The sequence below is a fragment of the Novosphingobium rosa NBRC 15208 genome, assembly GCF_001598555.1.
Classification (GTDB): Bacteria; Pseudomonadota; Alphaproteobacteria; order Sphingomonadales; family Sphingomonadaceae; genus Novosphingobium; species Novosphingobium rosa.
Window position 1 is genome coordinate 112,784 of the sequence record NZ_BCZE01000003.1, and the last position, 22,919, is coordinate 135,702.

Below are 22,919 nucleotides of genomic sequence, written 5' to 3' on the forward strand. Positions count from 1 at the left end.
GCATACGTCAGATCACCCCCCTCCGGGGCGAAGTCGCCGGGTATCAGGCCGCGCCGTCAGGGCCATGGATGGGAAAGCCCAGCCGGGCGACCACCCCGCCTTCGGGGCGGTTGGCCAGTTGCAGCACCGCGCCGAAACTGTTGGCCTGGGCCCGGGCGATGGTCAGGCCGATGCCGGTGCCGCCGGTGGAGCGTGAGCGGCTGGTCTCGCCGCGCACGAAGGGCTCGAACATTTCGGCGAGGCGTTCCTCGGGGATGCCGGGGCCGGAATCGGCGACGGCGATCTCCACCAGACCTTCGCGCCTGGCGCAGGTCACGCGTGCCTCGCCGCCATATTTGATGGCGTTGCTGATGAGGTTTTCCAGACAGCGGGTCAGCGCATCGGGCTTGATCCAGGCCGAAACGCTGCACTGGCTCGAAAGCGAGACCGGCGCGCCCATCTCGATATGATCCTCGACAAGGCTGGTGACCAGCGAGTCGATGTCGACCATCGACCATTCCTCGCGGTTCTCGCTGCTGCGGGCCAGATCGAGCCCGTCGCGCACCAGCGCCTGCATGGCCGCCAGATCGCCCACCAGCCGTTCCCGCAGGGGAGCGTCCTGCACATGCTCCAGCCGCAGGCGCAGGCGGGTGATCGGCGTCTGCAGGTCATGGGCGATGGCGGCAAGGATATGGGTGCGCTCACGGAAACCGTCGCGCACGCGCTGCTGCATCAGGTTGAAGGTTTCCAGCGCGACGCGCACCTCGCCCGGGCCGGTGACGGGGATCGCCTCGGGATCGATGGAGAGCGAGAAACGCTGGGCCGCCCCGGTCAGGCGGCGCAGCGGCACGGTGGTGAGCCGCGCGGCCCAGAGCGAAACCAGCGCGCTGGCCAGCACGATCAGGAACAGATAGATCGGATCGAGCGAGCCATTATGCGGGATCTCCAGAGCGAAGAGATCGATGGTGACCAGCCGGCGCACACCTCGCGCATCGGTGAAGCCCACCTGCCAGCAGACGATATCGAGCTTGCCCTTCACCCCCGCGATGCTGTTGCGGTTGACATAGGCGTCGCCGAAACACTTGTTGGTGATCCGCCTGACGGTGATGGCGGAACGCGGCCCCAGACTTTGCTCCAGCATATCGGCCAGCCGGGGATCGGCATCGCCCAGCACGGCATCGGGCATGGCATTGCGCACGCCGAAGAGTTCGCGCCGGTCGAGCTGGCCCTGCGTGGCCTGCGGATTGTGGACGAAACGGTCGGCGATGTCCGCCGTGCTGGCCACCACGCGTTCCAGCTGGAGATGCTGAAGCGCCAGAATGCGCAGATGATCGGCCACCACCAGCGAGGCGATCGAGGCGATGACGATGCCCAGCATCAGCAGCAGCGCGATCCGCCCGGCCAGAGACGCGGCGAAATCGCGGACCCGCCGCGGGAAACGCCTCACCGGCCCGGCCCGCGATCACTCATAGGTGACATTGGCGGCCAGCACATAGCCTTCGCTGCGCACGGTGATGATCAGATCCACCCCGCCCGGCTCGGCGGCCAGCTTCTGGCGCAGGCGGCTGATCTGCAGATCGATGGACCGGTCGAAGGCCACGGTGGCCTTGCGCTCGGGCGAGAGCGCCTCGCGGCCCAGCACCTGATTGGGCGCCTCGATCATGCGCGAGAGCAGGCGGTATTCGGCGGAGGAGAGCATCACCAGCCGCCCGTCGCCCGTCACCAGACGGCGCAGCAGCAGATCCAGCTTCCACGGGCCGATCTGGGCGAAACGGGCGTTGCGCGGGCGGGCCAGAGCCTCGGCGCTGGTCTCGCTGCCGCCGATCCGGCGCAGCAGGTTGCGCACGCGGGCCAGCAGCTCGCGCGGTTCGAAGGGTTTGGTGAGATAATCGTCGGCGCCCAGCTCCAGGCCCAGCACGCGGTCGATGGCGCTGTCACGCGCGGTGACCATGATGATCGCATCGGCATAGCCGCGCGAACGCAGATCGCGGCACAGGTTCAGCCCGTCGCCATCGGGCAGGTTGAGATCGAGCACCACCACATCGGCGGGCGCATCCTCCAGCGCGGCCAGCGTTTCCCCCACGCTGCCCGCGGCGCGCACGGTGAAATTCTCCCGCTCCAGCTGAGCGATGATCAGCTCGCGAATATCGGGATCGTCATCCACCACAAGCACGCTGCCGCCAGAAGAGCTACTGGAAGCAGAGCTGCCCGAAGGGCTGAAAGAAGCGGAAGGCACAGTCATCGCCTTGCGGCCTTATCGCCTGCGCACAGCCTTGTCCAACCGGGGCAGACCTTGCCTACAGACTGATACAAAGCCCTACGTTCGTCTACGCAGCGACAAGCGGGAGGACAAATTTTTACCGAAAAACTTGTGGCGTGTTGCAGCGCAAAAGAGCATTTGACCGGCATGCGTCATTTTGCCCCCCGCCCCCTCGCCCTGATGCCCGCACCTCTGGCTCTTGCGGCCGCGCTGGCTGCCTGTTCCGGCCAGAAAGCGCCCCCCACGCCGCCCCCCACCGATGTCGGCACTGTCGTGCTGCAGGGCACGCAGGCCGCGCTCAGCACCGAGCTGACCGGGCGCATCACCGCCACCAACACCTCCGACGTGCGCCCGCAGGTCGATGGCATCATCCGCCAGCGCCTGTTCAAGGAAGGCAGCGACGTGAAGGCCGGTCAGGCGCTCTATCTGATCGATCCGCGCAGCTACAAGGCCTCGCGCGATCAGATCGCCGCGCAGATCGAAAGCGCGAAGGCCACGCTGATCACCAATCAGAACAAGGTCGACCGCTACCGCAAGCTGAGCGACACGCAGGCCGTCAGCCGGCAGGACATCGACGACGCCACCGCCGCGGCGGGCACCGCGCGCGCCAGCCTGCATCAGTATGAGGCCAATCTGCGCGCCGCCGATCTCAATCTGGAATACACCAAGGTGCTGGCGCCGATTTCGGGCCGCATCGGGCGTTCGGCCTATACGGTGGGCGCGCTGGTCTCCGCCGCGCAGACCACGGCGCTGGCCACCATCCAGCAGCTCGATCCGATCTATGTCGACATCACCCAGTCCAGCGCCCAGCTGCTGGCGCTGCGCAAGCAGCTGGCCAATGGCAGCGTGCTGCCCGCCAGCGCCACGGTTCACCTGAAGCTGGAAGACGGCAGCGACTATCCGCAGACCGGCACCATCGAATTCAGCGAAGTAACCGTGGATGAAAACGCCGGCACGGTGGTGCTGCGCGCCCGCATCCCCAATCCGCAGCGCATCCTGCTGCCCGGCATGTTCGTGCGCATCGAAACGCCGCAGGGCGTGGTGCCCAACGCCGTGCTGGCCCCCCAGCAGGGCGTGATGCGTGACGCCAAGGGCGATCCCTATGCGCTGGTGGTCGATGCGCAGAACAAGGTCGAGCAGCGCAAGATCAAGCCGGTCAAGGCCGTGGGCAACATGTGGGTGGTTTCCGAAGGGCTCAAGCCCGGCGACCATCTCATCGTGCAGGGCACCGACAAGGCCCTGCCCGGCGCCACGGTGAAACAGACTCTCGTGAAGATCGGGAGCTGATCCCATGAGTATCAGCCGTTTCTTCATCGACAGGCCGATCTTCGCCTGGGTGGTGGCGATCGCCATCATGCTGGCAGGCACCGGCGCGATCATGTCGCTTCCCATCGAGCAATACCCTGACGTTTCCCCGCCCGAGATCGCCATCACCGCGACCTATCCGGGCGCCTCGGCCGAGACGCTGGAATCCAGCGTCACCCAGATCATCGAACAGCAGCTGACCGGCATCGACAATCTGCTGTATTTCTCCTCCACCTCCTCGGCCTCCGGCACGGCGACGATCACCGTCACCTTCGCCAAGGGCACCAACCCGGATACGGCGCAGGTGCAGGTGCAGAACAAGGTGCAGCAGGCCACATCGCGCCTGCCCACCGAGGTGCAGACGCGCGGCGTCACCGTCACCAAGGCCGCGGCCGACTTCCTGATGGTCGTCGCGATCTATGACGAGAGCAACCGCGCCACCTCCTACGATCTCGGCGACTATATGCTCAGCCATATCAACGACGAGATCGGCCGCGTGAACGGCGTGGGGCAGACCCAGGTCTTCGGCGCGCAATATGCCATGCGCGTCTGGCTGGACCCGACCAAGCTGGCCGCGCGCAAGCTGATGCCCTCCGACGTGACCAGCGCGATCAGCGCCCAGAACATTGAAATGTCGGCTGGCCAGCTGGGCCAGCAGCCTGCGGTCAAGGGTCAGGCGATCAACGCCGTGGTCAAGGCCAAATCGCGCCTGCAGACGCCCGAGCAGTTCCGCAACATCGTGGTCAAGACGCTGACCGACGGTTCGGTGGTGCGCCTCTCCGACGTGGCCCGCGCCGAGCTTGGGCCTGAGGATTACGGCTTCACCGCCCGCCTCAACGGCCACCCCGCCTCGGGCCTTGCCGTGCAGCTGGCCGCCGGGGCCGACGCCATCAAGACCGCCGCCGCCGTGCGCGCCAAGGTGGAGCAGCTCTCCAAGGGCATGCCGTCGGGCTATACGATCGCCTATCCGGTCGACAGCACGACCTTCGTGAAGACCTCGATTCACGAGGTGATCGATACGCTGGTCATCGCCATCCTGCTGGTGGTGGTGGTGATGTATCTCTTCCTGCAGAGCTGGCGCGCCACGCTGGTGCCCGCCATCGCGGTGCCGGTGGTGCTGCTGGGCACCTTCGGCGTGCTGGCGCTGTTCGGCTATTCGGTCAACACGCTGACGATGTTCGGCATGGTGCTGGCCATCGGCCTGCTGGTGGACGATGCCATCGTCGTCGTCGAAAACGTCGAGCGCCTGATGACCGAAAAGGGCATGAATCCGCGCGAGGCGACCATCGAGTCGATGGACGAGATCAGTTCGGCGCTGGTCGGCATCGCGCTGGTGCTGTCCGCCGTGCTGCTGCCGATGGCCTTCTTCGGCGGCTCGACGGGCGTGATCTATCGCCAGTTCTCGGTGACCATCGTTTCGGCGATGATGCTCTCGGTTGTCGTGGCGCTGGTGCTGTCGCCCGCGCTCTGCGCCACCATGCTCAAGGCGGGCGATCACGATCCGCTGCATCGCACCGGCTTCTTCGGCAAGTTCAACCGCTGGCTGGACCGGCAGACCACCGCCTATCTGGGCAAGGTGGAGGGCGTGATCGCCCGCCGCGCCCTGCATCTGGGCGTGTTCGCCGCGATTGTGGTGGTGATGGCGCTGCTCTTCACGCGCCTGCCCACCGGCTTCCTGCCCGATGAGGATCAGGGCATGGCCATGGTCATGTTCCAGCTGCCCTCGGGCGCCACGGACGAGCGCGCGCAGAAGGTCGGCGACCAGATCCAGGCCTTCTACATGGGCGAGGAGAAGAAGAACGTCGCTCAGGCGATGGTCGTCAACGGCTTCAGCTTCAACGGCCAGGGCCAGAATGCGGGCATGGGCTTCGTCGCCCTCGCCCCCTTCGACGAGCGCACCAGCAGCAAGGACTCCGTCACCGCGATCAACAAGCGCGCGATGATGCAGTTCAGCAAGGTGCGCGACGCCATCGTCTTCCCGCTGGCGCCGCCCGCCATTCGCGGCCTTGGCCAGTCGAGCGGCTTCACCTTCCAGCTGCTCAACACCGCCAACCTCGATCGCGCCACCTTCGAGGGCCTGCGCGACAAGCTGATCGCGGAAGCCAACAAGGATCCCAAGCTGACTCAGGTGCGCGCCGCCACGCTGGCCGATGCGCCCCAGCTGCGCATCGAGATCGACGAGGCGAAGCTGGCCGTGCTGGGCCTGACCCAGGCGGACGTCAACGATGTGCTGACCACCGCCTGGGGCAGCAGTTACGTCAATGACTTCGTGGACCGTGGCCGTGTGAAGCGCGTCTTCGTGCAGGGCGACGCCGCCTCGCGCATGCTGCCGCAGGACATCGACCAATGGTATGTCCGCAGCAGCACCAACGGCAACATGGTGCCCTTCTCGGCCTTTGCGACCACCCATTGGGAAAATGGCCCGAACATCGTCTCGCGCTTCAACGGCCAGCAGGCCTATGAGATCGACGGCAGTGCCGGCCCTGGCGTCAGTTCGGGTGACGCCATGAAGGAAATCGTCGCGCTTCAGCAGAAGATCGCGCCGAACCTGACCTATGCCTGGGCCTCGCTGTCCTATCAGCAGAACCAGTCCTCGGGTCAGGCGCCTTACCTCTATGCGCTTTCGGTGCTGGTGGTGTTCCTGTGCCTTGCCGCGCTCTATGAAAGCTGGTCGGTGCCGCTGGCCGTGCTGATGGTGCTGCCGCTGGGGATCATCGGCGCGGTGCTGTCCGTCACGGTGCGCGGGCTTCAGAACGACATCTATTTTCAGGTCGGTCTGCTCACCACCATCGGTCTGGCGGCCAAGAACGCGATCCTGATCGTGGAGTTCGCCGAAGCGGCCCGCCGTGAAGGGCAGGACATGCTGCATGCCGTGCTGGAAGCGGCCAAGCTGCGCCTGCGCCCGATCCTGATGACCTCGATCGCCTTCATCGCGGGCGTCTTCCCGCTGGTGATCGCCAGCGGCGTGGGCGCCGCCAGCCGGGTCGAGATCGGCACGGCGGTGGCGGGCGGCATGCTCACCGCCACGGTGCTGGCCATCTTCTACGTCCCCCTGTTCTTCATGGTGATCGGCAAGCTGTTCCACCGCGCCGATGACGAAAATCCGAGCGAGACCGCATGATGCGCGCTTCCCAGATGAGAGGCTCCGCCTCAACCAACATGAGAGGCCTTGGCTTCTCCCTGTCGCTGGCTGCCTTGCTGCTTTCGGGCTGCAACATGGCCCCCAAATATGTCCGCCCGACCACCCCGGTGGCCGAGCAATGGCCGACCGGCGCGGCCTATCCCGCGCCCGACCAGAGCGGGGCCAGGGCAGGCCTCACCTGGCAGCAGCTGATCGCCAATCCCAAGCTGCAGCAGGTCATCACCCAGATGCTGGCCAACAACCGCGACCTGCGCGCCGCGGTGGCCAATGTGGTGGCGGCGCGCGCCACCTACCGCGCCGACCGTGCGGGGATTTTCCCCACGATCAACGCCAATGCGGCGGGCAGCCGCACCGGCGGCAGCGGCGCGGCCAACTCCATCGGCGGCTACAATGCGGTCAATCTGGGCATCTCCTCCTTCGAGATCGACCTGTGGGGCCGGTTGCGCAATCAGGCCAGCGCCGGGTTCGAGAGCTATCTCTCCACCCAGTCGGGCATGCGCTCGACCAAGCTCAGTCTGGTGCAGGAAACGGCGCTGGCCTATGTCACGCTGGCCTCGGACGAGGATCTGCTCCAGATCGCCAAGGACACCGCCGCCAGCGCGAAGCGCAGTCTGGATCTGACACAATCGCTGCTGGACGCGGGCCTTGGCAATGCGCCGGACGTGGAAAGCGCCAAGACCGTGCTGGCCACCGCGCAATCCGATATGGCCAGCGCCACCACGCAGGTGGCGCAGGACCGCAATGCGCTCGATCTGCTGGTGGGCGCTCATATCGATGAGGCGCTGCTGCCGACATCGCTGAGCGACATTGACGGCACCATCACGCTGGTGCCCGCTGGCCTCTCCTCCACCGTTCTGCTGCAACGCCCGGACGTGGTGGAGGCCGAGCATACGCTTAAAGGTGCCAATTACAGCATCGGCGCGGCCCGCGCGGCCTTCTTCCCCACGATCAGCCTGACGGCGACGGGCGGCTTTGCCAGCACGGCTCTGTCCAACCTGTTCAACTCGGGCTCGAAGGGGTGGACCGTCTCGCCCACCGCCTCGCTGCCGTTGATCGGCGGCACGCGCTTTGCCGATCTGGACAAGGCCAAGGCCACGCGCGACGCCAATGCCGCCCAGTATGAAAAGGCCGTGCAAACCGCGTTCCGCGATGTGTCCGATGCGCTGGCCCGGCGCGGCACCATCGACGATCAGCGCGCGGCGCAAGGCCGTCTGGTCGGCGCCGCGCAAAAGAGCCTGACGCTGTCGGATGCACAATATCAGGCTGGCACCGCCGCCTATATCAATGTGCTGACCGCGCAACGCACGCTCTATTCGGCGCGCCAGACGCAGGTGGCGGCCACGCTGGCGGATCTGTCGAACCGCCTGTCGCTCTACACCGCCATCGGTGCTGACGACACGCTGTAAACGGGCGGCAACAGCGCACAAAAAAAGGGGCGGAAGGTCAGACCTTCCGCCCCTTTTGCGTTGAGGTTGGAAAATCTCAGCTCCAGCCGCCAGCCAGCGCACGGAACACATCGACTTGAGCAAAGGCCGCATCGCGCCGCGCCGCCACCAGATCGGACTGCGCCTGCGCCAGCGTGCGCTGCGCATCCAGCACGGTCAGGAAGTCGATCCGCCCTTCCCGCTGCCGCGCCAGACTGATGCGCGCGGCCCGCGCAGCCTCATCCTGAGCGCGGGCCAGCGTATCGGTGCGCTCCTGAGCATGGGCATAGGTGGAGAGCGCCCGCTCGGTTTCCTCAAGCGCGGTCAGCACCGTGCCGTCGAACGTCGCCAGCGAGGCCTTGCTGTCGGCCTTGGCGGCGGCGATCTTGGCGCGGGTGGCCGCGATGTTGGGGAAGTTCCAGCTGATCAGCGGCCCGATGGACCAGCGCGAGGATTCCGATCCCAGCACATCCATGCCGGTAAAGGCCGAGGAGCCCACCGATCCGCCCAAAGTGATGCGCGGATAGAGGTCCGCCGTCGCCACGCCGATGCGCGCGGTGTCGGCAGCCAGACGGCGCTCGGCAGCACGGACATCGGGGCGGCGGGCCAGCAGCGCCGCGCCATCGCCCACCGGAATGGGCTTGGCGGGATGCGGCGTGACCACCTGAGCGGTGACATCGGCGGGCAGATCCTGAGGCGCGCGGCCCGTCAGCGTGGCCAGCCGCAGCAGGGCCGATTTGCGATCGGCCTCAAGCTGCGGAATGATGGCGGCCTGCTGATCGCGCAGCGTCTGGAACCGGATCAGGTCGAGCCGGTCGGACCGGCCCACATCGACACGCGCCCCGGTGATGCGGATCGACTGGTCGAGCAGCGTCACCGTCTCCTGCGCCACCTTCAGCCTTTCGGCGCTGGTGGTGACATCGAGATAGGCGCGCACCGTGTCCGAAATCACCGCGAGGCGCACCGCATCGGCATCGGCCTCCACGGCCTGCCAGTCGCCATGGGCCGCTTCGACCCCGCGCCGCACGCGGCCGAACAGATCGACCTCATAGGAGAGCGAGAGCCCGCCATCATAATACCACGCCTCACGCTGCTGGTTGGCAGAGTTCAGCTGGGCGGCGGAAAAGCGCTCACGGGTGGCCGAAGCGTCCAGCGTGGTGCTGGGCAGGCGCGCGGATTTGGCGTTGCGCAGCAGGGCGCGGGCGCGTTCCACACGGGCCGCCGCCACGCGGATGTCGGTGTTGGCCTTGAGGGCGTCGTCCACCATCCGGTCGAGCAGCGGATCATTGTAGAGGCTCCACCAGTGATCGACGGCGGCGTCCTGGGTGAAGGCCGGGCTCGCCGCCCCCGTGAAGGGAGCGGCAGCCACGGGGGCGGTTTTCGGGGCCTTGTAATCGGGCCCCACGGCGCAGGCGGCCAGCAGGCTGGTGGTCGCCAGCAGAAGGATCATCCTGATCTTCATGGGTCTTTCCTTATTCCGCCGGTTGCCAGGCGGAGTCATGCGTGGCCTTGCGGTTCTTCCGGCGGGCCATCCGCAGGGAGAACTTGCGCAGCAGCACATAGAAGCTGGGGGTATAGAGCAGGCCGAAACCGGTCACGCCCGCCATGCCGAAGAACACCGCCGTGCCCAGCGCCTGCCGAAGTTCGGCACCGGCGCCCGTGGCGATCACCAGCGGCACGGCGCCGAGGATGAAGGCCAGCGAGGTCATCAGGATCGGACGGAGACGGGTGCGGGCGGCAAAGACGGCGGCTTCCACCGGGTCCATGCCCTGTTCGTCCTCGGCCTGCTTGGCGAATTCCACCACAAGGATGGCGTTCTTGGCCGCAAGGGCGATCAGCACCACCAGACCGATCTGCGTGAGGACATTGTTGTCCATCCCCCGCAGATTGATCCCCAGCATGGCGGCCAGCAGACACATCGGCACGATCAGGATGATCGCCAGCGGCAGAGCCAGGCTTTCATACTGCGCGGCCAGCACCAGGAAGACGAAGAATACCGCCATGCCGAAGACCACGCCAGCAGTGTTGCCGGCATACTTCTGCTGATAGGCAATGTCGGTCCAGTCGCCGCCGTAACCGGCAGGCAGCGTGTCGGCGAGCTTCTCCATCGTGGCGAGCGACTGGCCGGTCGAATAGCCCGGAGCCGTGTCACCGTCGATTTCGACAGCGGGTTGCAGGTTGTAGCGCACCACGCGGTAGGGGCCGGTCTTGTCGCTGAAGGTGGCGACCGAACCGATGGGCACCATCTGGCCGGTGTTCGAGCGCGTCTTCAGATTGGCAATATCGGCAACCGTCTCGCGGCTGGCCTGATCGGCCTGGGCAGTCACGTGATAGGTGCGGCCCAGCAGGTTGAAGTCATTGACGAAGCTGGAGCCCAGATAGACCTGCAGCGCCTCGAAGATACGCTCGGGCGGGACGCCCAGCAGATCGGCCTTGCGGCGGTCGACATCGGCCCAGACGCGCGGCGTGCCGACGTCGAAGAGCGTGTAGACCTGATGCAGACCCTTTTCGGCATTCGCCTTGGCGATCAGCGCCCAGGCCTGCTTGTTGAGCGCGTCATAGCCACGGCCCTCGCGGTCCTGAAGCATGAAGCGGTAACCACCGGCAGCACCGATGCCCTGAATGACCGGCGGCGGCACCAGAATGATGCGAGCCTTGTCATACCCGGCCACGGCCTTCTGCGCCTGATCCATGATGCCTTTGTAGGTGGCACCCAGCTTCTTGCGCTCGTCGAAGGTCTTGAAGGGGAAGTAGATGGCGGCAGAGTTCGGCGCCGAGGTCTGCGAGGGACCATGGAAACCGGCGAACATCACCGCACCGCGCAGACCCTGAATGGGCAGGATCTTCGCCGCGACCTCACGGGTGACGGCATCGGTGCGCTCCAGCGAAGCGCCCGAAGGCAGCTGGATCACGGCGAGGAAGTAACCCTGATCCTGCGCCGGGATAAAGCCCGAGGGGGTGATGACGAACATGCCGACGGTCGCCGCGATCAGCGCGGCATAGGTCAGCATCACCTTCTTCGGAGCGCCCAGAAGGCGGCGGGTCAGACGGGCATAGCCGTCCGACATGCGCTCGAAGCCCGCGTTGAAGCGGTCGGCGGCGCGGGCCAGCAGGCGCTGCCAGGCAGGCTTGCTGTGATCGTCGGCGATGCTGCCATGCTTGTGGCGCAGCAGCAGGGCGGCGGCGGCAGGCGACAGCGTCAGCGAGAGCACCAGCGAGATGATCGTCGCGGTCGAGATCGTCACGGCGAACTGCTTATAGAACGCGCCCGACAGGCCGGTGATGAAGAGCGTGGGCACGAAGACCGCGCAGAGCACCAGCACGATGGCGACCAACGCCGTCGAGACCTCGTCCATCGAGACGCGGGCGGCTTCCAGCGGGGAGAGCCCGTTCTCGATGTTGCGCTCGACGTTTTCGACCACCACGATGGCGTCATCGACCACGATGCCGATGGCTAGCACAAGGCCAAACAGCGACAGGTTGTTGAGCGAATAGCCCAGCGCCAGCAGCACCACGGACGAACCCACCAGCGAAACCGGAATGGCGATGATCGGGATGATCGCCGCGCGCCAGTTCTGCAGGAAGATCAGGATCACCAGCACCACCAGCACCACGGCCTCGAACAGCGTGTGGTAGACGGCGTCGATCGACTGGCTGATGAATTCGGTGGGGTTGTAGATCACCGAATATTCCATGCCCTTGGGGAAGGTCTTGGAGATGGTGTCCATCTCATGCTTGACCTTGGCCGCAGCCTCCAGAGCGTTCGAGCCCGGACGCTGCATCACCGCGATCACCACGGTGGGCTTGTTCGAGAGATAGGTGTTGATGTTGTAGTCCTGAGCGCCCAGCTCCACGCGCGCCACATCGCGCACGCGCACCTGATGGCCATCGGCATCGCTGCGGATGACGATATCAGCGAACTGCTGGGGCTCCGTCAGACGGCCCTGCATTTCCACGCCGAGCTGGAAGGCATCGCCATGGTTGGCAGGCGGCTGACCCAGCGCGCCGGAAGACACCTGAACGTTCTGGGCGCGCAGGGCGGCGACGATCTCACCGGCGGTGAGGTTCAGCGCGGCGGCGCGGCCCGGATCGATCCAGATGCGCATGCCATAGTCGCGCGAGCCGAACAGGTTGATGTCACCCACGCCGTCGAGACGCGCCAAGCGGTCCTTGACCTGCGTGAGGGCATAGTTCGACAGATAATCGCGGTTCAGGCTGCCGTCGGGCGACTGCAGGTTGACCACCATCAGGAAGTCCGGCGTGGTCTTGCGCGTCACCACGCCAAGGCGCTGCACCTCTTCGGGCAGACGCGGCACGGCCACGGCAACACGGTTCTGCACCAGCACCTGAGCGGTATCGAGATCGGTGCCGACCTTGAAGGTGACAGTGATCGTCACCTTGCCGTCGCCGGTCGACTGGCTGCTCATATAGAGCATGTTGTCGACGCCGTTGATCTCCTGCTCGATGGGCGAAGCAACGGTGTTGGCCACGGTTTCGGCCGAGGCGCCCGGATATTGGGCGGCGACCGTCACCGTGGGGGGCACGATGTTGGGATATTGGCTGATCGGCAGGCTGACGAAAGCCAGCGCGCCCACCACCATGATCACCACGGCGATCACGGCGGCGAAGATCGGCCTGTCGATAAAGAAGCGGGAAAGTCGCATGGGAGGGGGGTGTCCCGTGAGAAAGAGGTTTAGTGGGCCAGCGTGGCTTGAGCCGCCACGGGCGCCGAGATGCCGGGATCTGTGGCCACGGGCGCGGGTTTGATGGGCTCATTGTGGACCGAGACCTTGGCTCCGGGCATCGCGGCCTGGAAGTTGGTCACGACCACCTGATCGGTAGGCAGCAGCCCGCCGCGGATGATGCGCAGACCGCGCACGACCGGGCCCAGCTCCACCGGCTTGGCGGCGACAATGCCGTCCTTGCCGACGACCAGCACCGTCTTGCGGGCCTGATCGGACTGGATCGCCTCGTCAGGCACCATCAGCGCCTGCACCGTGCCGCCGTCCGAAAGACGCATGTTGCCGAACATGCCGGGTGCCAGGAACAGCTTGGGGTTGTCGATGATGGCGCGGCCACGGATCGTGCCCGAATGCGGGTCGAGCCCGTTGTCGGTGAAGTCCAGATGGCCCTTCCAGTTGTAGCCGGATTCGTCCTGCAGCTTGATCTCCACCTCGGGCGCCTTGCCGTTCTGGGCGCGGTCACGCTGGGCCTTGAGATACAGGGCTTCGGAGGAATCGAAGGTGTAGTAGATCGGGTTGAGCGCATTGATCGTGGTGAGCAGCGAGGCATTGGCCCCCTCACCCGCCGCGACCAGATTGCCGACATCGACGCGGCGATCCGAAATGCGGCCCGAGATCGGCGCGCGCACCTGGGTCCATTCCATATCCAGCGCGCGCTGGCGGGCGCGGGCCTGAGCGGCGGCCAGCGCGGCGGCGGCGGACTGCATGCGCGAACGCAGGCTGTCGACCTCTCCGGCCGACACGGCTTCGTCGCCCGTCAAGCGGCCGACGCGGGCATAATCGGATTTGGCCAGCGCAAGGGCGCTGGCCGCGCTGGCGACATTGGCCTGCGCTTCGGCCAGAGCGGCCTGATAGGGACGCTGGTCGATGGTGAAGAGCAGCTGGCCCTTCTGCACCAGATCGCCGTCATGGAAGTGAAGCGCGGTGATCTGCCCGGCAACGCGCGGGCGCACCTCGACGCTCTGGCTGGGGGCGAAGCGGCCGACATAATCGTCCCACTGCACCACCTGGCTGGCGAGCGGCGCGGCCACGCCGAGCATCACTTCGGGCGCAACGGTGGCCTGCGCCGGGCGGTGCAGCGCCTGCCAGCCGATGCCGGCGACAAAGGCCAGCGCCATGGCGCCGATCGCCAGATTGCGGGTGGAAAAGGTGCGGGGCGCGCGGGCCTGCGCCGCCGCCTCGGCTTCGGCGCGAGTCTTGAGGGTGGTTTGCATATCCATGGGGGGAACTCCGGCGTTTGTGTCGGATCGGTAATCGGTCGGATCGAGAAAGAAGGCGGCGTTGAAGGCCTGTTGCGTTGAAGGGCTGCGCCACACGCGCAGGGACGCCAGCGCCCGCTCTCGCGCAACAAGGCACGGGCGGGCGCAGCGCCACCGGCACGATGCCGACAGCCGAGCTGGGAACTCTGTTTTGAACCGGCCCCCGTCCGGAGGGGCGCATTCGGGGGGACTGGCGCGCCGCCGGACGAGAACCGGTATCGGCCTTTCTCACGACGCAGCCCCTATGGGTGACAAGGCTGCGCAGGAGTGACCGCGCGCAACACCATCCTGCATGGCGTTGCGGACATGAAGGCGTCGAGGCGGCAGGACGGGACGGGGGGATGGTCCTGCACTTCAGCGGGGGGACTGGGCCTCGACGCCTTCAATACCAAGCGGTATAGAATGCTGCGCCGCAACCGTCAACCGGATTTATATACCGCTTGGTAATTTTTTCAGCCGGGGTTCAGAAGCGGCGTAAAATAGGGGCTCTTGCCCCGCGAAGAGCGGTGCTGCCCTTCCCGGCATTCTATCAACGGCGGATGACAGGATGGTGAAAGCTATGCTGCATCGCAACCGGGGGCGCCCGGTCATCCATCAGACTTTGGGTGAGTCGCCTTTTAACGCCCCGGCCAGAGCGCCAGCGTGGTCTCGACCAGCTGCGCCATCTGCTCCGGACAGGCGCCCGCGCTGGCCTGCACGCCCATGCCCTGCATCACGGCCGAGAGATAGCATTGCAAGGCCTTGGGCTCGATGTCTTCGGGCAGGTCGCCCTCGGCCTTGGCGCGCTCGAAGCGTTCCAGGATCGCCCGGCTGGAGGATTCCTGGCGCGCCATCACATCGTGCTTGATCGAGTCGGCCTGAGTCGTGCAGGCCACCGTGCTGATCACGCCAAGGCAGCAGCGCGGATCGGTGGTGCCGGTCTGCAACGCCAGCGCGCCGCGCAGGAATTGCTCAGCCACGCCCTTGGCGGTGGGCGCCATCAGCGCCTTTTGCACATAGGCCAGCTTGTCACGCTCGTAGAGGTCCAGCGCCTTGTAAAACAGCGCTTCCTTGTTGCCGAAACAGGCATAAAGGCTGGGCTTGGTGATGCCCATCGCCTCGGTCAGCTCGGCCATCGAGGCGCCTTCATAACCGCGCGCCCAGAACACCTGAAGGGCCGCTGTCAGCGCCTCATCAGGGCAGAACTGGCGCGGCCGCCCACGGGTGGGAGCAACCGGCTCGATCGTCACGACCCTATCGTCGATGCTGTCTTCGATGCTTTCCATACCGAGCGGTATATAGTCCCTATGCTGCGAATCGTCCAGTGCGCTTTAACCCATACGGCTTTGGTCCTGCCCTTTGGGTTAGCGCTCTCCCGTTCTAAGGCCAATCAGCTTAACGCTTCATGGCTGCGTCAATCGCCTGCTCCAGCCCGGGCGCGATCAGCGCGGCGCCTTCCTCCGAGACATGCAGATCGTCCCGATAGAGCATATGCCCGCCCCGCAGGGCATAGCACAAGCCGCCCTCGCACAGCGGGGCCGAGGCATCGAAGACCGTCACATTGGGATAGGCCTGCACGATCTTCTCCACCCGCGTGACATAGGCCTGACGGCGAAGGGCGCTCTCGTCATGGTCGGAGACGGCGCACAGATCATTGACGGTGGCGGCATGGACGGGCCGCAGCCGATCAAGGCAGCTGGCCGGGTTGAAGCTCATGCGGCGGTTGGGGAAGATCACGATGACCTGCTTATGCGCCTGCCTCAGCCGGCCCAGCGTGCGGCGCATGGCGGCCTCCATCGTGGCCGGGCCATCGACGGCGGGATTGGCGGCGACCTCGACATGCTCGCCATCGTTGACGTCGGTGTCCTCCTTGCCGCGCATGTCCTGAATGTAATGGCCCGAACTCGGCGTGAACAGACGGTCGGCATTGAGATAGGAGAGCAGCACCACCCGGATCGAGCGCGAGGCGATGGCGAAATTCAGCGCCTGATTGGTCAGGCGGTAATTGCCCAGCCGGCTGCGGTCGGGCAGGTCGGTGGTGCGGGAATCGTAGAAGGGCGCGGCCTCGCTGGCCGAGGCGAGCAGCAGATTGTGCCTGGTGACATGCGCCATGCCCGGAAACAGGCTGAGGTTGAGCGAGTCGCCGATCATCGCCACATCGGGCTTGCCGTCATGCAGCAGGTAACAGAAGTCGTTCTGCACGGGATGCGCCATGCCAACGCGCCCGGGCATCAGGCGGTAACAGGCGGCTTTCTGCTCGGCGCTGCCCACCGGCGTCTGCCAGTTGAGCTGATGCGCGAAAGCGGCGGTGCGATCGGCGGTGTAGGAAGGCAGCGGCTTGTGCCCCCATCCACCCCAAGCCCACAGGCCGAACAGACCCAGCGCCGTCATCCCCGCGATCAGGCCCCATAGCTTCGCGCCCGGACGCGCGCCGAAGCGCAGCGGCTCTTCCACCAGTTGCATCGTCAGCCATGCCAGCAGCACGGCGGCGACCATGGCGACGGCGCGGGCGGTGATGCTGTCGAAACCGGCGATGGCGGCATAGGCCAGCAGCGGCCAGTGCCAGAGATAGAGCGGATAGCTGATCTGCCCCAGCCAGCGCATCGGCCACAGGCCCAGCAGCCAGCGGTTGACCCAGCCCCCCGGCCCCGCCGCGATCAGCAGCACCGCGCCCGCCACGGCGGGCAGCGCGTTCCAGCCGGGAAAAGGCTTGTCGGCGGTGACGAAGATCAGGCTGCCCGCAATCAGCCCGGCCCCCGCCACGCCCAGAGCAGCGGCGATAGCCGGGCGGGGCTGAGGCGCAGCCCCGCGCGCATGGGCCAGAGCCAGCGCGGCGCCCGCCAGCAATTCCCAGCCGCGCGCGGTGGGCCAATAGAAGGCGGCGGAGATATCGTGCCGCATCAGCAGCACCGCATGGATAAAGCTGGCCAGCATCAGCGCCGCCAGCACGCCCCACACCACGCCCCCGCCCAGCTTTCGGCCAACACCCAGCTTTCGGCCAATACGATGCGCAATCAGCAGCAGCACCGGCCAGAGGATGTAGAACTGCTCCTCGACGCCAAGGCTCCACAGGTGAAGCAGCGGCTTGGCATCGGAGGCGGTGTCGAAATAGCCCGCCTCGCGATAGAGGACGAGGTTGACGATAAAGCCCGCGCTGCCCGCGACATGCAAAGCCAGCCGGTGGAAATCGGCATCGAACATTTCCAGCCAGCCGAAGCCCAGCACCGAAGCCATCACCACCAGCAAGGCCGGATAGATGCGCCGCACGCGCCGCGCATAAAAGCGCAGGAAGCTGAAGCGGCCCTCATCCAGTTCGCGCAGCAGAATGCCGCTGATCAGATAGCCGGAAATCACGAAAAAGATGTCCACGCCGACAAAGCCGCCGAAATGCTGACGGGCAAAGGCATGGAAGACGATCACCGATCCCACCGCCACCGTACGCAGCCCGTCGATATCCGGGCGATAGCGGGCGGGAACATGCGGGGTGGTCATCGTGCGTCCTGGTTCAAAGCGGAAGCGGCGCGATAAGGCTGACGAGCCTGCTTGGCAAAGCGTTTCGTAAGCAGACAACCATGACGGATCGCAGCGCAACAGCGCCGCCCAACGCCCGGAAACGGCGCACATGGACCACCGCCTATCGGTTTCGTTATGAAAAACCTGTCCCGGCGCGGGAAAGACAAGAAACAGCGCCCGCCGCTTCGGCCATCTTCAGGGGCTGACAGAGTATCGCCGAAGGGAAAAACTTGGCCACCATATCAGTGCGGTAAGCGCGTCGCAGCAAAGACCCTAAAAACCACATAAAAACCTGACTGTTGCCAGTAAAACACACAAGTTTTCCCATAGTGGTAAAATGCCCCATGCCCCCGCCCCGCATTTCATGGCTTCTTCTCACCATCAAAGGTCAGTCGAATGCATCACCCTCAAGGGCATGATGCACAAGAGTTCAGGGACGAGTGTACAGCATTGCAACAACAAGGGTCGCCATATGATATGGTCGGCGCCGAAGGGCCCGGCTTGCCAATAATCCTTCGCCCGATGCGGATGGATGCGATGGATGTTCTTTCCACGCTCTCCACCGTTTCAGCGCAGGTGGCGCTCCTTGACTTCACTCCCCCCGCCTTTTGCCGATTTGCCGCAAGCCCGTTGCAGGCCGCGCCGTCTGGCGCGCCCTTGAACGAAGCGCGTGGCGCCAATGAAACGCAAGACAAAAAGGTGGCTCCACATGGAGCGCATCGGCCCTTCCCGGCCCTGCGCAAGCTGCGGGCACACTGACGGATCGCGACGACACGAGGATGACTGGAAGCGCTCTATTTCGCAAAGAAAAGGGGGCTTTATGAAAAAGACGACGACTTCGATGCTGGCACTGGTGATCGCCGGAGCCTACGCTCTGCCGGCCATGGCAGCACCCGCGCCCGCACCGGCCGCCGCCGCTGCGGACGATCAGGATGGCGGCGCGATCATCGTGACCGGCACGCGCACCACCGGCATGAAGGCCGCCGACAGCCCGGCGCCGATCCAGATTCTGGGCAATGACATGCTCAAGCGCACCGGCTCGCCCGACATGATCCAGAGCCTGGCGCAGAACCTGCCCCAGATTCAGGCGCAGGGCTTCGGCAGCGATCTTGCCGCGCTCAGCCCCGCCATGAAGCTGCGCGGTCTTTCGCCCAACCACACGCTGATCCTCGTCAACGGCAAGCGCCGCCACGGCACCGCCAACCTCAACGTTTCGGGCGGCCCCTTCGGCGGTGGCGCCGCGCCTGACACCAGCTACATCCTGTCGGACTCGGTCGATCACGTCGAAGTGCTGACCGATGGCGCGGCCGCGCAATACGGCACGGACGCCATCGCGGGCGTCGTCAACTTCATCCAGAAGAAGAGCAACCATGGCGGCGTGCTGAACGTCACCGGCGGCCACTATATGGATCAGGGCGGCGGCAACTACGACATTTCGGGGAACATCGGCATCGAGCCGGTCGAGGGGATGTATCTGAACATCACCGCCGAGACCAAGTACAAGGCCCATAGCTTCCGTGGCGATGTGGACCCCCGCGTGGTCAACTCCAACGCCACCGGCGCGGGCAACCTCGCCAAATATCCGGCACTCTCCACCGCCGCCAACTATCCCTACGTCAACCGCATCTCGGGCGATCCCGAGGTCAAGCAGACCGTGGTCAGCTACAATGCCGGCTATGAATGGGATGCCTTCGAGGTCTACAGCTTCGGCAGCTACGGCAAGAAGATCGCCCGCGCTTTCGAAAACTACCGCACCCCAGCGCAGGTGGTGGCTGGCACCAACACGCCCAACATCGGCACCAGCGGCGGCCTGATCGCCAATGGCACGCCGCTGTTCTCCACCGGCTTCTCGCCGCTCGAAATGATCGACGAGACCGACTATCAGGTCACCGGCGGCTTCAAGGGCGCGATCAGCGACACGCACTTCGATCTGTCCACCCAGTTCTCCAAGGACCAGATCGGTGTCAACACGCAGGATTCGGCCAACGCCGAACTCTACAAGGCCACCGGCTTCACCCCCACCCAGTTCCACAACGGCGATTTCGCCACCACCATGTGGGACACCACCCTCGACCTGACGCACGCCCTGGATGTGGGTCTGGCCGGCCCGCTCAACATCGCGGCGGGTCTGGAATATCGCCGTGAAAGCTACCAGATCAAGGCTGGCGATCCTGCCTCCTACTACGGTGGCGGCGCCCAGTCCTTCTTCGGCTATGGCCCGACCAACGCCAGCTATCACAGCCGCCGCAACTTCGCCCAGTACCTCGATCTGAGCATCAAGCCGATCGACAAGTGGCTGGTCGATGGCGCGGTCCGCCACGAGCACTTCAGCGACTTTGGCGACACCACCGTCTTCAAGCTGACCAGCCGTTACGACTTCACCCCCGCTGTCGCCATCCGCGGCACGGTGTCGACCGGCTTCCGCGCTCCCACCCTGGCCGAATCCTACTATTCGGGCATCAACGTGGGGCCCAGCTCGGTCTCGGGCGTGCTTCAGGCCAATTCGGCGGCGGCCCAGTCGCTGGGCTTCACCAATCTGAAGCCTGAAAAGTCGACCAGCTTCAGCGCCGGCCTCGTGCTCAACCCGCTGCCCAAGCTGACCATCACCATCGACGCCTATCAGACGACGGTCCGCAACCGCATCATCATCTCGTCCAGCTTCTATGGTTTCCGTGGCAGCTACTGCCCCTCGACCAACTACAACGCCGCTGGCACCAGCCCCAATCTGCCGGGCTGCGTCGCCACCTACAGCCAGGATCTCTACAACCTCTACAACCAGTCGGCGGTGTATAACGCGGTTGCCACCGCGCTGGGCGGCTCAATCCCCAGCTACATCCAGACCAACACCGGCACCGGCGGCTTCAACACCTCGGGTTCGGTCGCCGTCCAGACCTTTGCCAACGGCGTGAACATGCGCACCCGCGGCATCGACTTCATGGCCACCTACCCCACCGAGCTGCCTGGCGGCCTGGGCCGGGTCGACTGGTCGCTGTCGGCCAACTACAATGACAACAAGGTGCTCAAGATCGCCTCGCTGCCTTCGGCGCTCTACACCAGCACCACCAACCCCACCGCCTCGGCGCTGATCTCGCGCTATGACGTCTCGAACCTGCAGGATACCACGCCGAAGTTCCGCGCCACGCTGGGCGGCTTCTGGAAGATGGGCAAGTTTAGCGCCAACCTGCGCGAGAGCTTCTACTCGGCCTCGGCCCTGCTGACGACCGCAACCTCGGGCGCGGACTTCCGCGAGCACATCAAGGCCGCCTTCATCACCGATCTGGAACTGGACTACGACCTGTTCAAGAACGTGAAGCTGGCCGTGGGCGCCAACAACCTGACCAACCACTACCCCACCAAGATCAGCTATGAAGCGATCCGCGCGGGCTATCTGGCTGGCGGTTCGAACAGCTACGTCACGCAGTATCCGTCCTTCTCGCCCTACGGCATCAACGGCGGATCCTACTATGGCCGCGTGACCGTGAAGTGGTAAGCCTCTAACCTCAAACATCATCCATGAGGGAGGGAACGCCGTCGGGAAACCGGCGGCGTTCTTTTTTGTGCGTTCGGGAGGTTGTTGAAGGGATTTAAGTGAGGAGAGAAGATGCGAGGGGGTTACCCCCTCGCGCTCCCATGCCGTCTTCCGGCGCACAGGCGGTGGTTCCTGACCCTTGTGCTTCACCTCTCCACCTGCGCAGCATAGGGCGCCTCTGGCGGGAGAACCCGGCGCCTCTCGATAGCCCCCGATGATCAGGCTGCCTGCGGCGCGGCGTGGTGGCCAAAGACTTCCAACGTCAGTGGCTGGCTGGTCAGCAAAAGCCAAAAGCCCGTACCGAATATGCTGCGAGACTTGCCGGGAGGCCACAGCTGCAACGCCAAGCCCTTCCTTAAGCCTGCTACGTCACGCTACGCTGGCAGCACCCCGGGAGCGCGAGGGCACGGAGCATGTCTTTTGAGGCATAAGGCCAACGAAAAGGCTTCCCCCTTCTTCTTTTCCCTGCCCCTTCCCTAATCCCCATACAAAAAGGGCCGCTTCCCGAAGGAAGCGGCCCTCATCGGCAACAGCGTGAGGATCAGGTCACGTCAGGCGACCCACACCTTGTCCAGCGCCAGCACGAAGTTCTTCATATCGTCCATCGAGCCCACGGTGATGCGCGACACATTGGGCCAGATCGGCCAGTTGCGGCCGATCTCCACGCTTTGCGTGCGGAACTTGGCCTGCATCTCCTTGGCCGTCTTGTTGCCCCACTCGACCATGAACATGTTGGCCTGCGTCGGCATCGTCTTGATGCCCTTCTTCTTCAGCGCGTCCAGCGCATAGGCGCGGGCCACTTCCATCTCGGCCTTGCGCTTGGCGATGCCAGCCGTGTCGAGCAGGCTGGCCGTGGCGCAGACCAGCGAAGGCAGCGGCAGGGCGCCGGACTGCATGCCGCCGTCATAGCGCATCATCTTGGCGATGTTGTCGGGCTGGGTCATGATGAAGCCCATGCGCATCCCGGCCATGCCGAAGATCTTCGAGAAGGTGCGCATCACGATCAGATCGGGATACTTCATGATCAGCTTGGAAGCGACAGGCACGCCCGCGAAATGCGTGTAGGCCTCGTCGACCAGCACCATCGAACCGGCGGGCTTGTTCTGCAGCAGCCACTCGATGTCGGCGATCGGGGTGATCGTGCCGGTGGGGTTGTTGGGCGTGCAGACATAATAGAGCCCGGCGTTGGGATTGGCGGCCAGCATGCCCTTCACGTCATGGCGCATATCGGGCAGCAGCGGCACGGCCTTCACCGGCGCGCCCAGCCACTGGGCGGTGCGACCGGCCAGCTCGAAGGTGGGATCGGCGGTGACCAGCCCCTTGGTGGGCGAGCAGAAGGTGATGACGCTGCGGCACAGCGGGTCCGACGAACCGGGCCAGGGCGCGACATGGTCATAGGGCACACCCTCGACCTGCATCACGGCCTTGATGAAATCGCCGCGCTCGTCATGGGGCGAATAGCGGTTCGACTGGCTGATCATCTTGGCGGCGGCGGCCTGGCCGGGCATCAGCGGCCCGGTCCAGCATTCATTGGCGCCGATGCGCGTCTTGGCCGTCGGCGCCGGATCGGGCACGCCGCCCGAGGCCCAGGCGGGGGTGCCGCTGGCGGCGACCATCGCCGCGCCGGTGCCGAAAACGGCGGCGATGCGCGCCAGATCGCGGCGGTTGAACCCGCGCGAGAGCAGGTCGTCCTGTGCCTCGGCGGAAAGAGTATCGATGCTCTGGCTGTCCAGTTGCATGGTCATGGTGCCCTCATGTCTTCTTTTTGCTTCAACGAAAACGGGGGC

13 protein-coding genes are annotated in these 22,919 nt (G+C 65.3%); 5 read left to right on the forward strand and 8 right to left on the reverse strand.

The annotated features are described in order from the left end of the window. Window positions 1-43: 43 nt before the first annotated feature. On the reverse strand, window positions 44-1,426 hold the full coding sequence (locus SR3_RS01890; RefSeq protein ID WP_068080076.1) for an ATP-binding protein: 1,383 nt from the start codon (window positions 1,424-1,426) through the stop codon (window positions 44-46). Between the two features lie 15 nt (window positions 1,427-1,441). Then, window positions 1,442-2,221 (reverse strand): response regulator transcription factor, encoded by a 780-nt coding sequence (locus SR3_RS01895; protein WP_084454834.1) that lies wholly within the window; start codon window positions 2,219-2,221, stop codon window positions 1,442-1,444. 165 nt (window positions 2,222-2,386) lie between these two features. Here SR3_RS01895 and SR3_RS01900 point away from each other — a divergent pair, with 165 nt between their 5' ends. The 3 genes from SR3_RS01900 to SR3_RS01910 are packed head-to-tail and all read left to right on the forward strand — an operon-like array spanning window position 2,387 to window position 8,092. Beyond that, window positions 2,387-3,526, forward strand: coding sequence for an efflux RND transporter periplasmic adaptor subunit (locus SR3_RS01900; protein ID WP_068080126.1), 1,140 nt, complete (start codon window positions 2,387-2,389; stop codon window positions 3,524-3,526). Window positions 3,527-3,530: 4 nt separating this feature from the next. Next, complete coding sequence (locus SR3_RS01905; protein WP_068080078.1) at window positions 3,531-6,665, forward strand: efflux RND transporter permease subunit; 3,135 nt, start codon at window positions 3,531-3,533, stop codon at window positions 6,663-6,665. A gap of 38 nt (window positions 6,666-6,703) precedes the next feature. After that, window positions 6,704-8,092, forward strand: a complete 1,389-nt coding sequence (locus tag SR3_RS01910; RefSeq protein WP_068080128.1) for an efflux transporter outer membrane subunit — start codon at window positions 6,704-6,706, stop codon at window positions 8,090-8,092. Between the two features lie 76 nt (window positions 8,093-8,168). On the opposite strand, the gene SR3_RS01915 is transcribed toward SR3_RS01910, so the two are convergent. The 5 genes from SR3_RS01915 to SR3_RS01935 form a co-directional block, all read right to left on the reverse strand. Then, window positions 8,169-9,572, reverse strand: coding sequence for an efflux transporter outer membrane subunit (locus tag SR3_RS01915; protein ID WP_068080080.1), 1,404 nt, complete (start codon window positions 9,570-9,572; stop codon window positions 8,169-8,171). Window positions 9,573-9,582: 10 nt separating this feature from the next. Beyond that, window positions 9,583-12,774, reverse strand: coding sequence for an efflux RND transporter permease subunit (locus tag SR3_RS01920; protein ID WP_068080082.1), 3,192 nt, complete (start codon window positions 12,772-12,774; stop codon window positions 9,583-9,585). 29 nt (window positions 12,775-12,803) lie between these two features. Beyond that, the gene (locus tag SR3_RS01925) at window positions 12,804-14,072 is read right to left on the reverse strand and encodes an efflux RND transporter periplasmic adaptor subunit (RefSeq protein ID WP_157098581.1); all 1,269 of its coding nucleotides are present in this window, start codon (window positions 14,070-14,072) and stop codon (window positions 12,804-12,806) included. Between the two features lie 656 nt (window positions 14,073-14,728). Beyond that, entirely contained in the window at window positions 14,729-15,376 is a 648-nt protein-coding gene (locus SR3_RS01930; protein WP_084454835.1) for a TetR/AcrR family transcriptional regulator, read from the reverse strand. 109 nt (window positions 15,377-15,485) lie between these two features. Beyond that, the gene (locus SR3_RS01935; protein ID WP_068080086.1) at window positions 15,486-17,582 is read right to left on the reverse strand and encodes an acyltransferase family protein; all 2,097 of its coding nucleotides are present in this window, start codon (window positions 17,580-17,582) and stop codon (window positions 15,486-15,488) included. A 498-nt stretch (window positions 17,583-18,080) separates the two neighbouring features. Between SR3_RS01935 and SR3_RS01940 the strand changes: the two genes are divergently transcribed. Further along, window positions 18,081-18,362, forward strand: a complete 282-nt coding sequence (locus SR3_RS01940) for a hypothetical protein (RefSeq protein WP_068080088.1) — start codon at window positions 18,081-18,083, stop codon at window positions 18,360-18,362. Between the two features lie 61 nt (window positions 18,363-18,423). After that, window positions 18,424-21,093 carry a TonB-dependent receptor plug domain-containing protein gene (locus SR3_RS01945; RefSeq protein WP_084454837.1) on the forward strand — a complete coding sequence of 890 codons (2,670 nt, stop codon included), beginning with the start codon at window positions 18,424-18,426 and terminating at the stop codon, window positions 21,091-21,093. A gap of 590 nt (window positions 21,094-21,683) precedes the next feature. Here the strand turns inward: SR3_RS01945 and SR3_RS01950 are convergent. Further along, on the reverse strand, window positions 21,684-22,877 hold the full coding sequence (locus SR3_RS01950) for an aminotransferase class I/II-fold pyridoxal phosphate-dependent enzyme (protein ID WP_245653710.1): 1,194 nt from the start codon (window positions 22,875-22,877) through the stop codon (window positions 21,684-21,686). Window positions 22,878-22,919: the final 42 nt, after the last annotated feature.

What these genes read in the sequence shown, in the direction of transcription:
- SR3_RS01895 (WP_084454834.1), bottom strand. Translation starts at nt 2,221, where the DNA reads ATGACTGTGCCTTCCGCTTCTTTCAGCCCTTCGGGCAGCTCTGCTTCC.
- SR3_RS01900 (WP_068080126.1), top strand. Translation starts at nt 2,387, where the DNA reads ATGCGTCATTTTGCCCCCCGCCCCCTCGCCCTGATGCCCGCACCTCTG.
- SR3_RS01905 (WP_068080078.1), top strand. Translation starts at nt 3,531, where the DNA reads ATGAGTATCAGCCGTTTCTTCATCGACAGGCCGATCTTCGCCTGGGTG.
- SR3_RS01910 (WP_068080128.1), top strand. Translation starts at nt 6,704, where the DNA reads ATGAGAGGCCTTGGCTTCTCCCTGTCGCTGGCTGCCTTGCTGCTTTCG.
- SR3_RS01915 (WP_068080080.1), bottom strand. Translation starts at nt 9,572, where the DNA reads ATGAAGATCAGGATGATCCTTCTGCTGGCGACCACCAGCCTGCTGGCC.
- SR3_RS01920 (WP_068080082.1), bottom strand. Translation starts at nt 12,774, where the DNA reads ATGCGACTTTCCCGCTTCTTTATCGACAGGCCGATCTTCGCCGCCGTG.
- SR3_RS01925 (WP_157098581.1), bottom strand. Translation starts at nt 14,072, where the DNA reads ATGGATATGCAAACCACCCTCAAGACTCGCGCCGAAGCCGAGGCGGCG.
- SR3_RS01930 (WP_084454835.1), bottom strand. Translation starts at nt 15,376, where the DNA reads ATGGAAAGCATCGAAGACAGCATCGACGATAGGGTCGTGACGATCGAG.
- SR3_RS01935 (WP_068080086.1), bottom strand. Translation starts at nt 17,582, where the DNA reads ATGACCACCCCGCATGTTCCCGCCCGCTATCGCCCGGATATCGACGGG.
- SR3_RS01940 (WP_068080088.1), top strand. Translation starts at nt 18,081, where the DNA reads ATGGTCGGCGCCGAAGGGCCCGGCTTGCCAATAATCCTTCGCCCGATG.
- SR3_RS01945 (WP_084454837.1), top strand. Translation starts at nt 18,424, where the DNA reads ATGAAAAAGACGACGACTTCGATGCTGGCACTGGTGATCGCCGGAGCC.
- SR3_RS01950 (WP_245653710.1), bottom strand. Translation starts at nt 22,877, where the DNA reads ATGACCATGCAACTGGACAGCCAGAGCATCGATACTCTTTCCGCCGAG.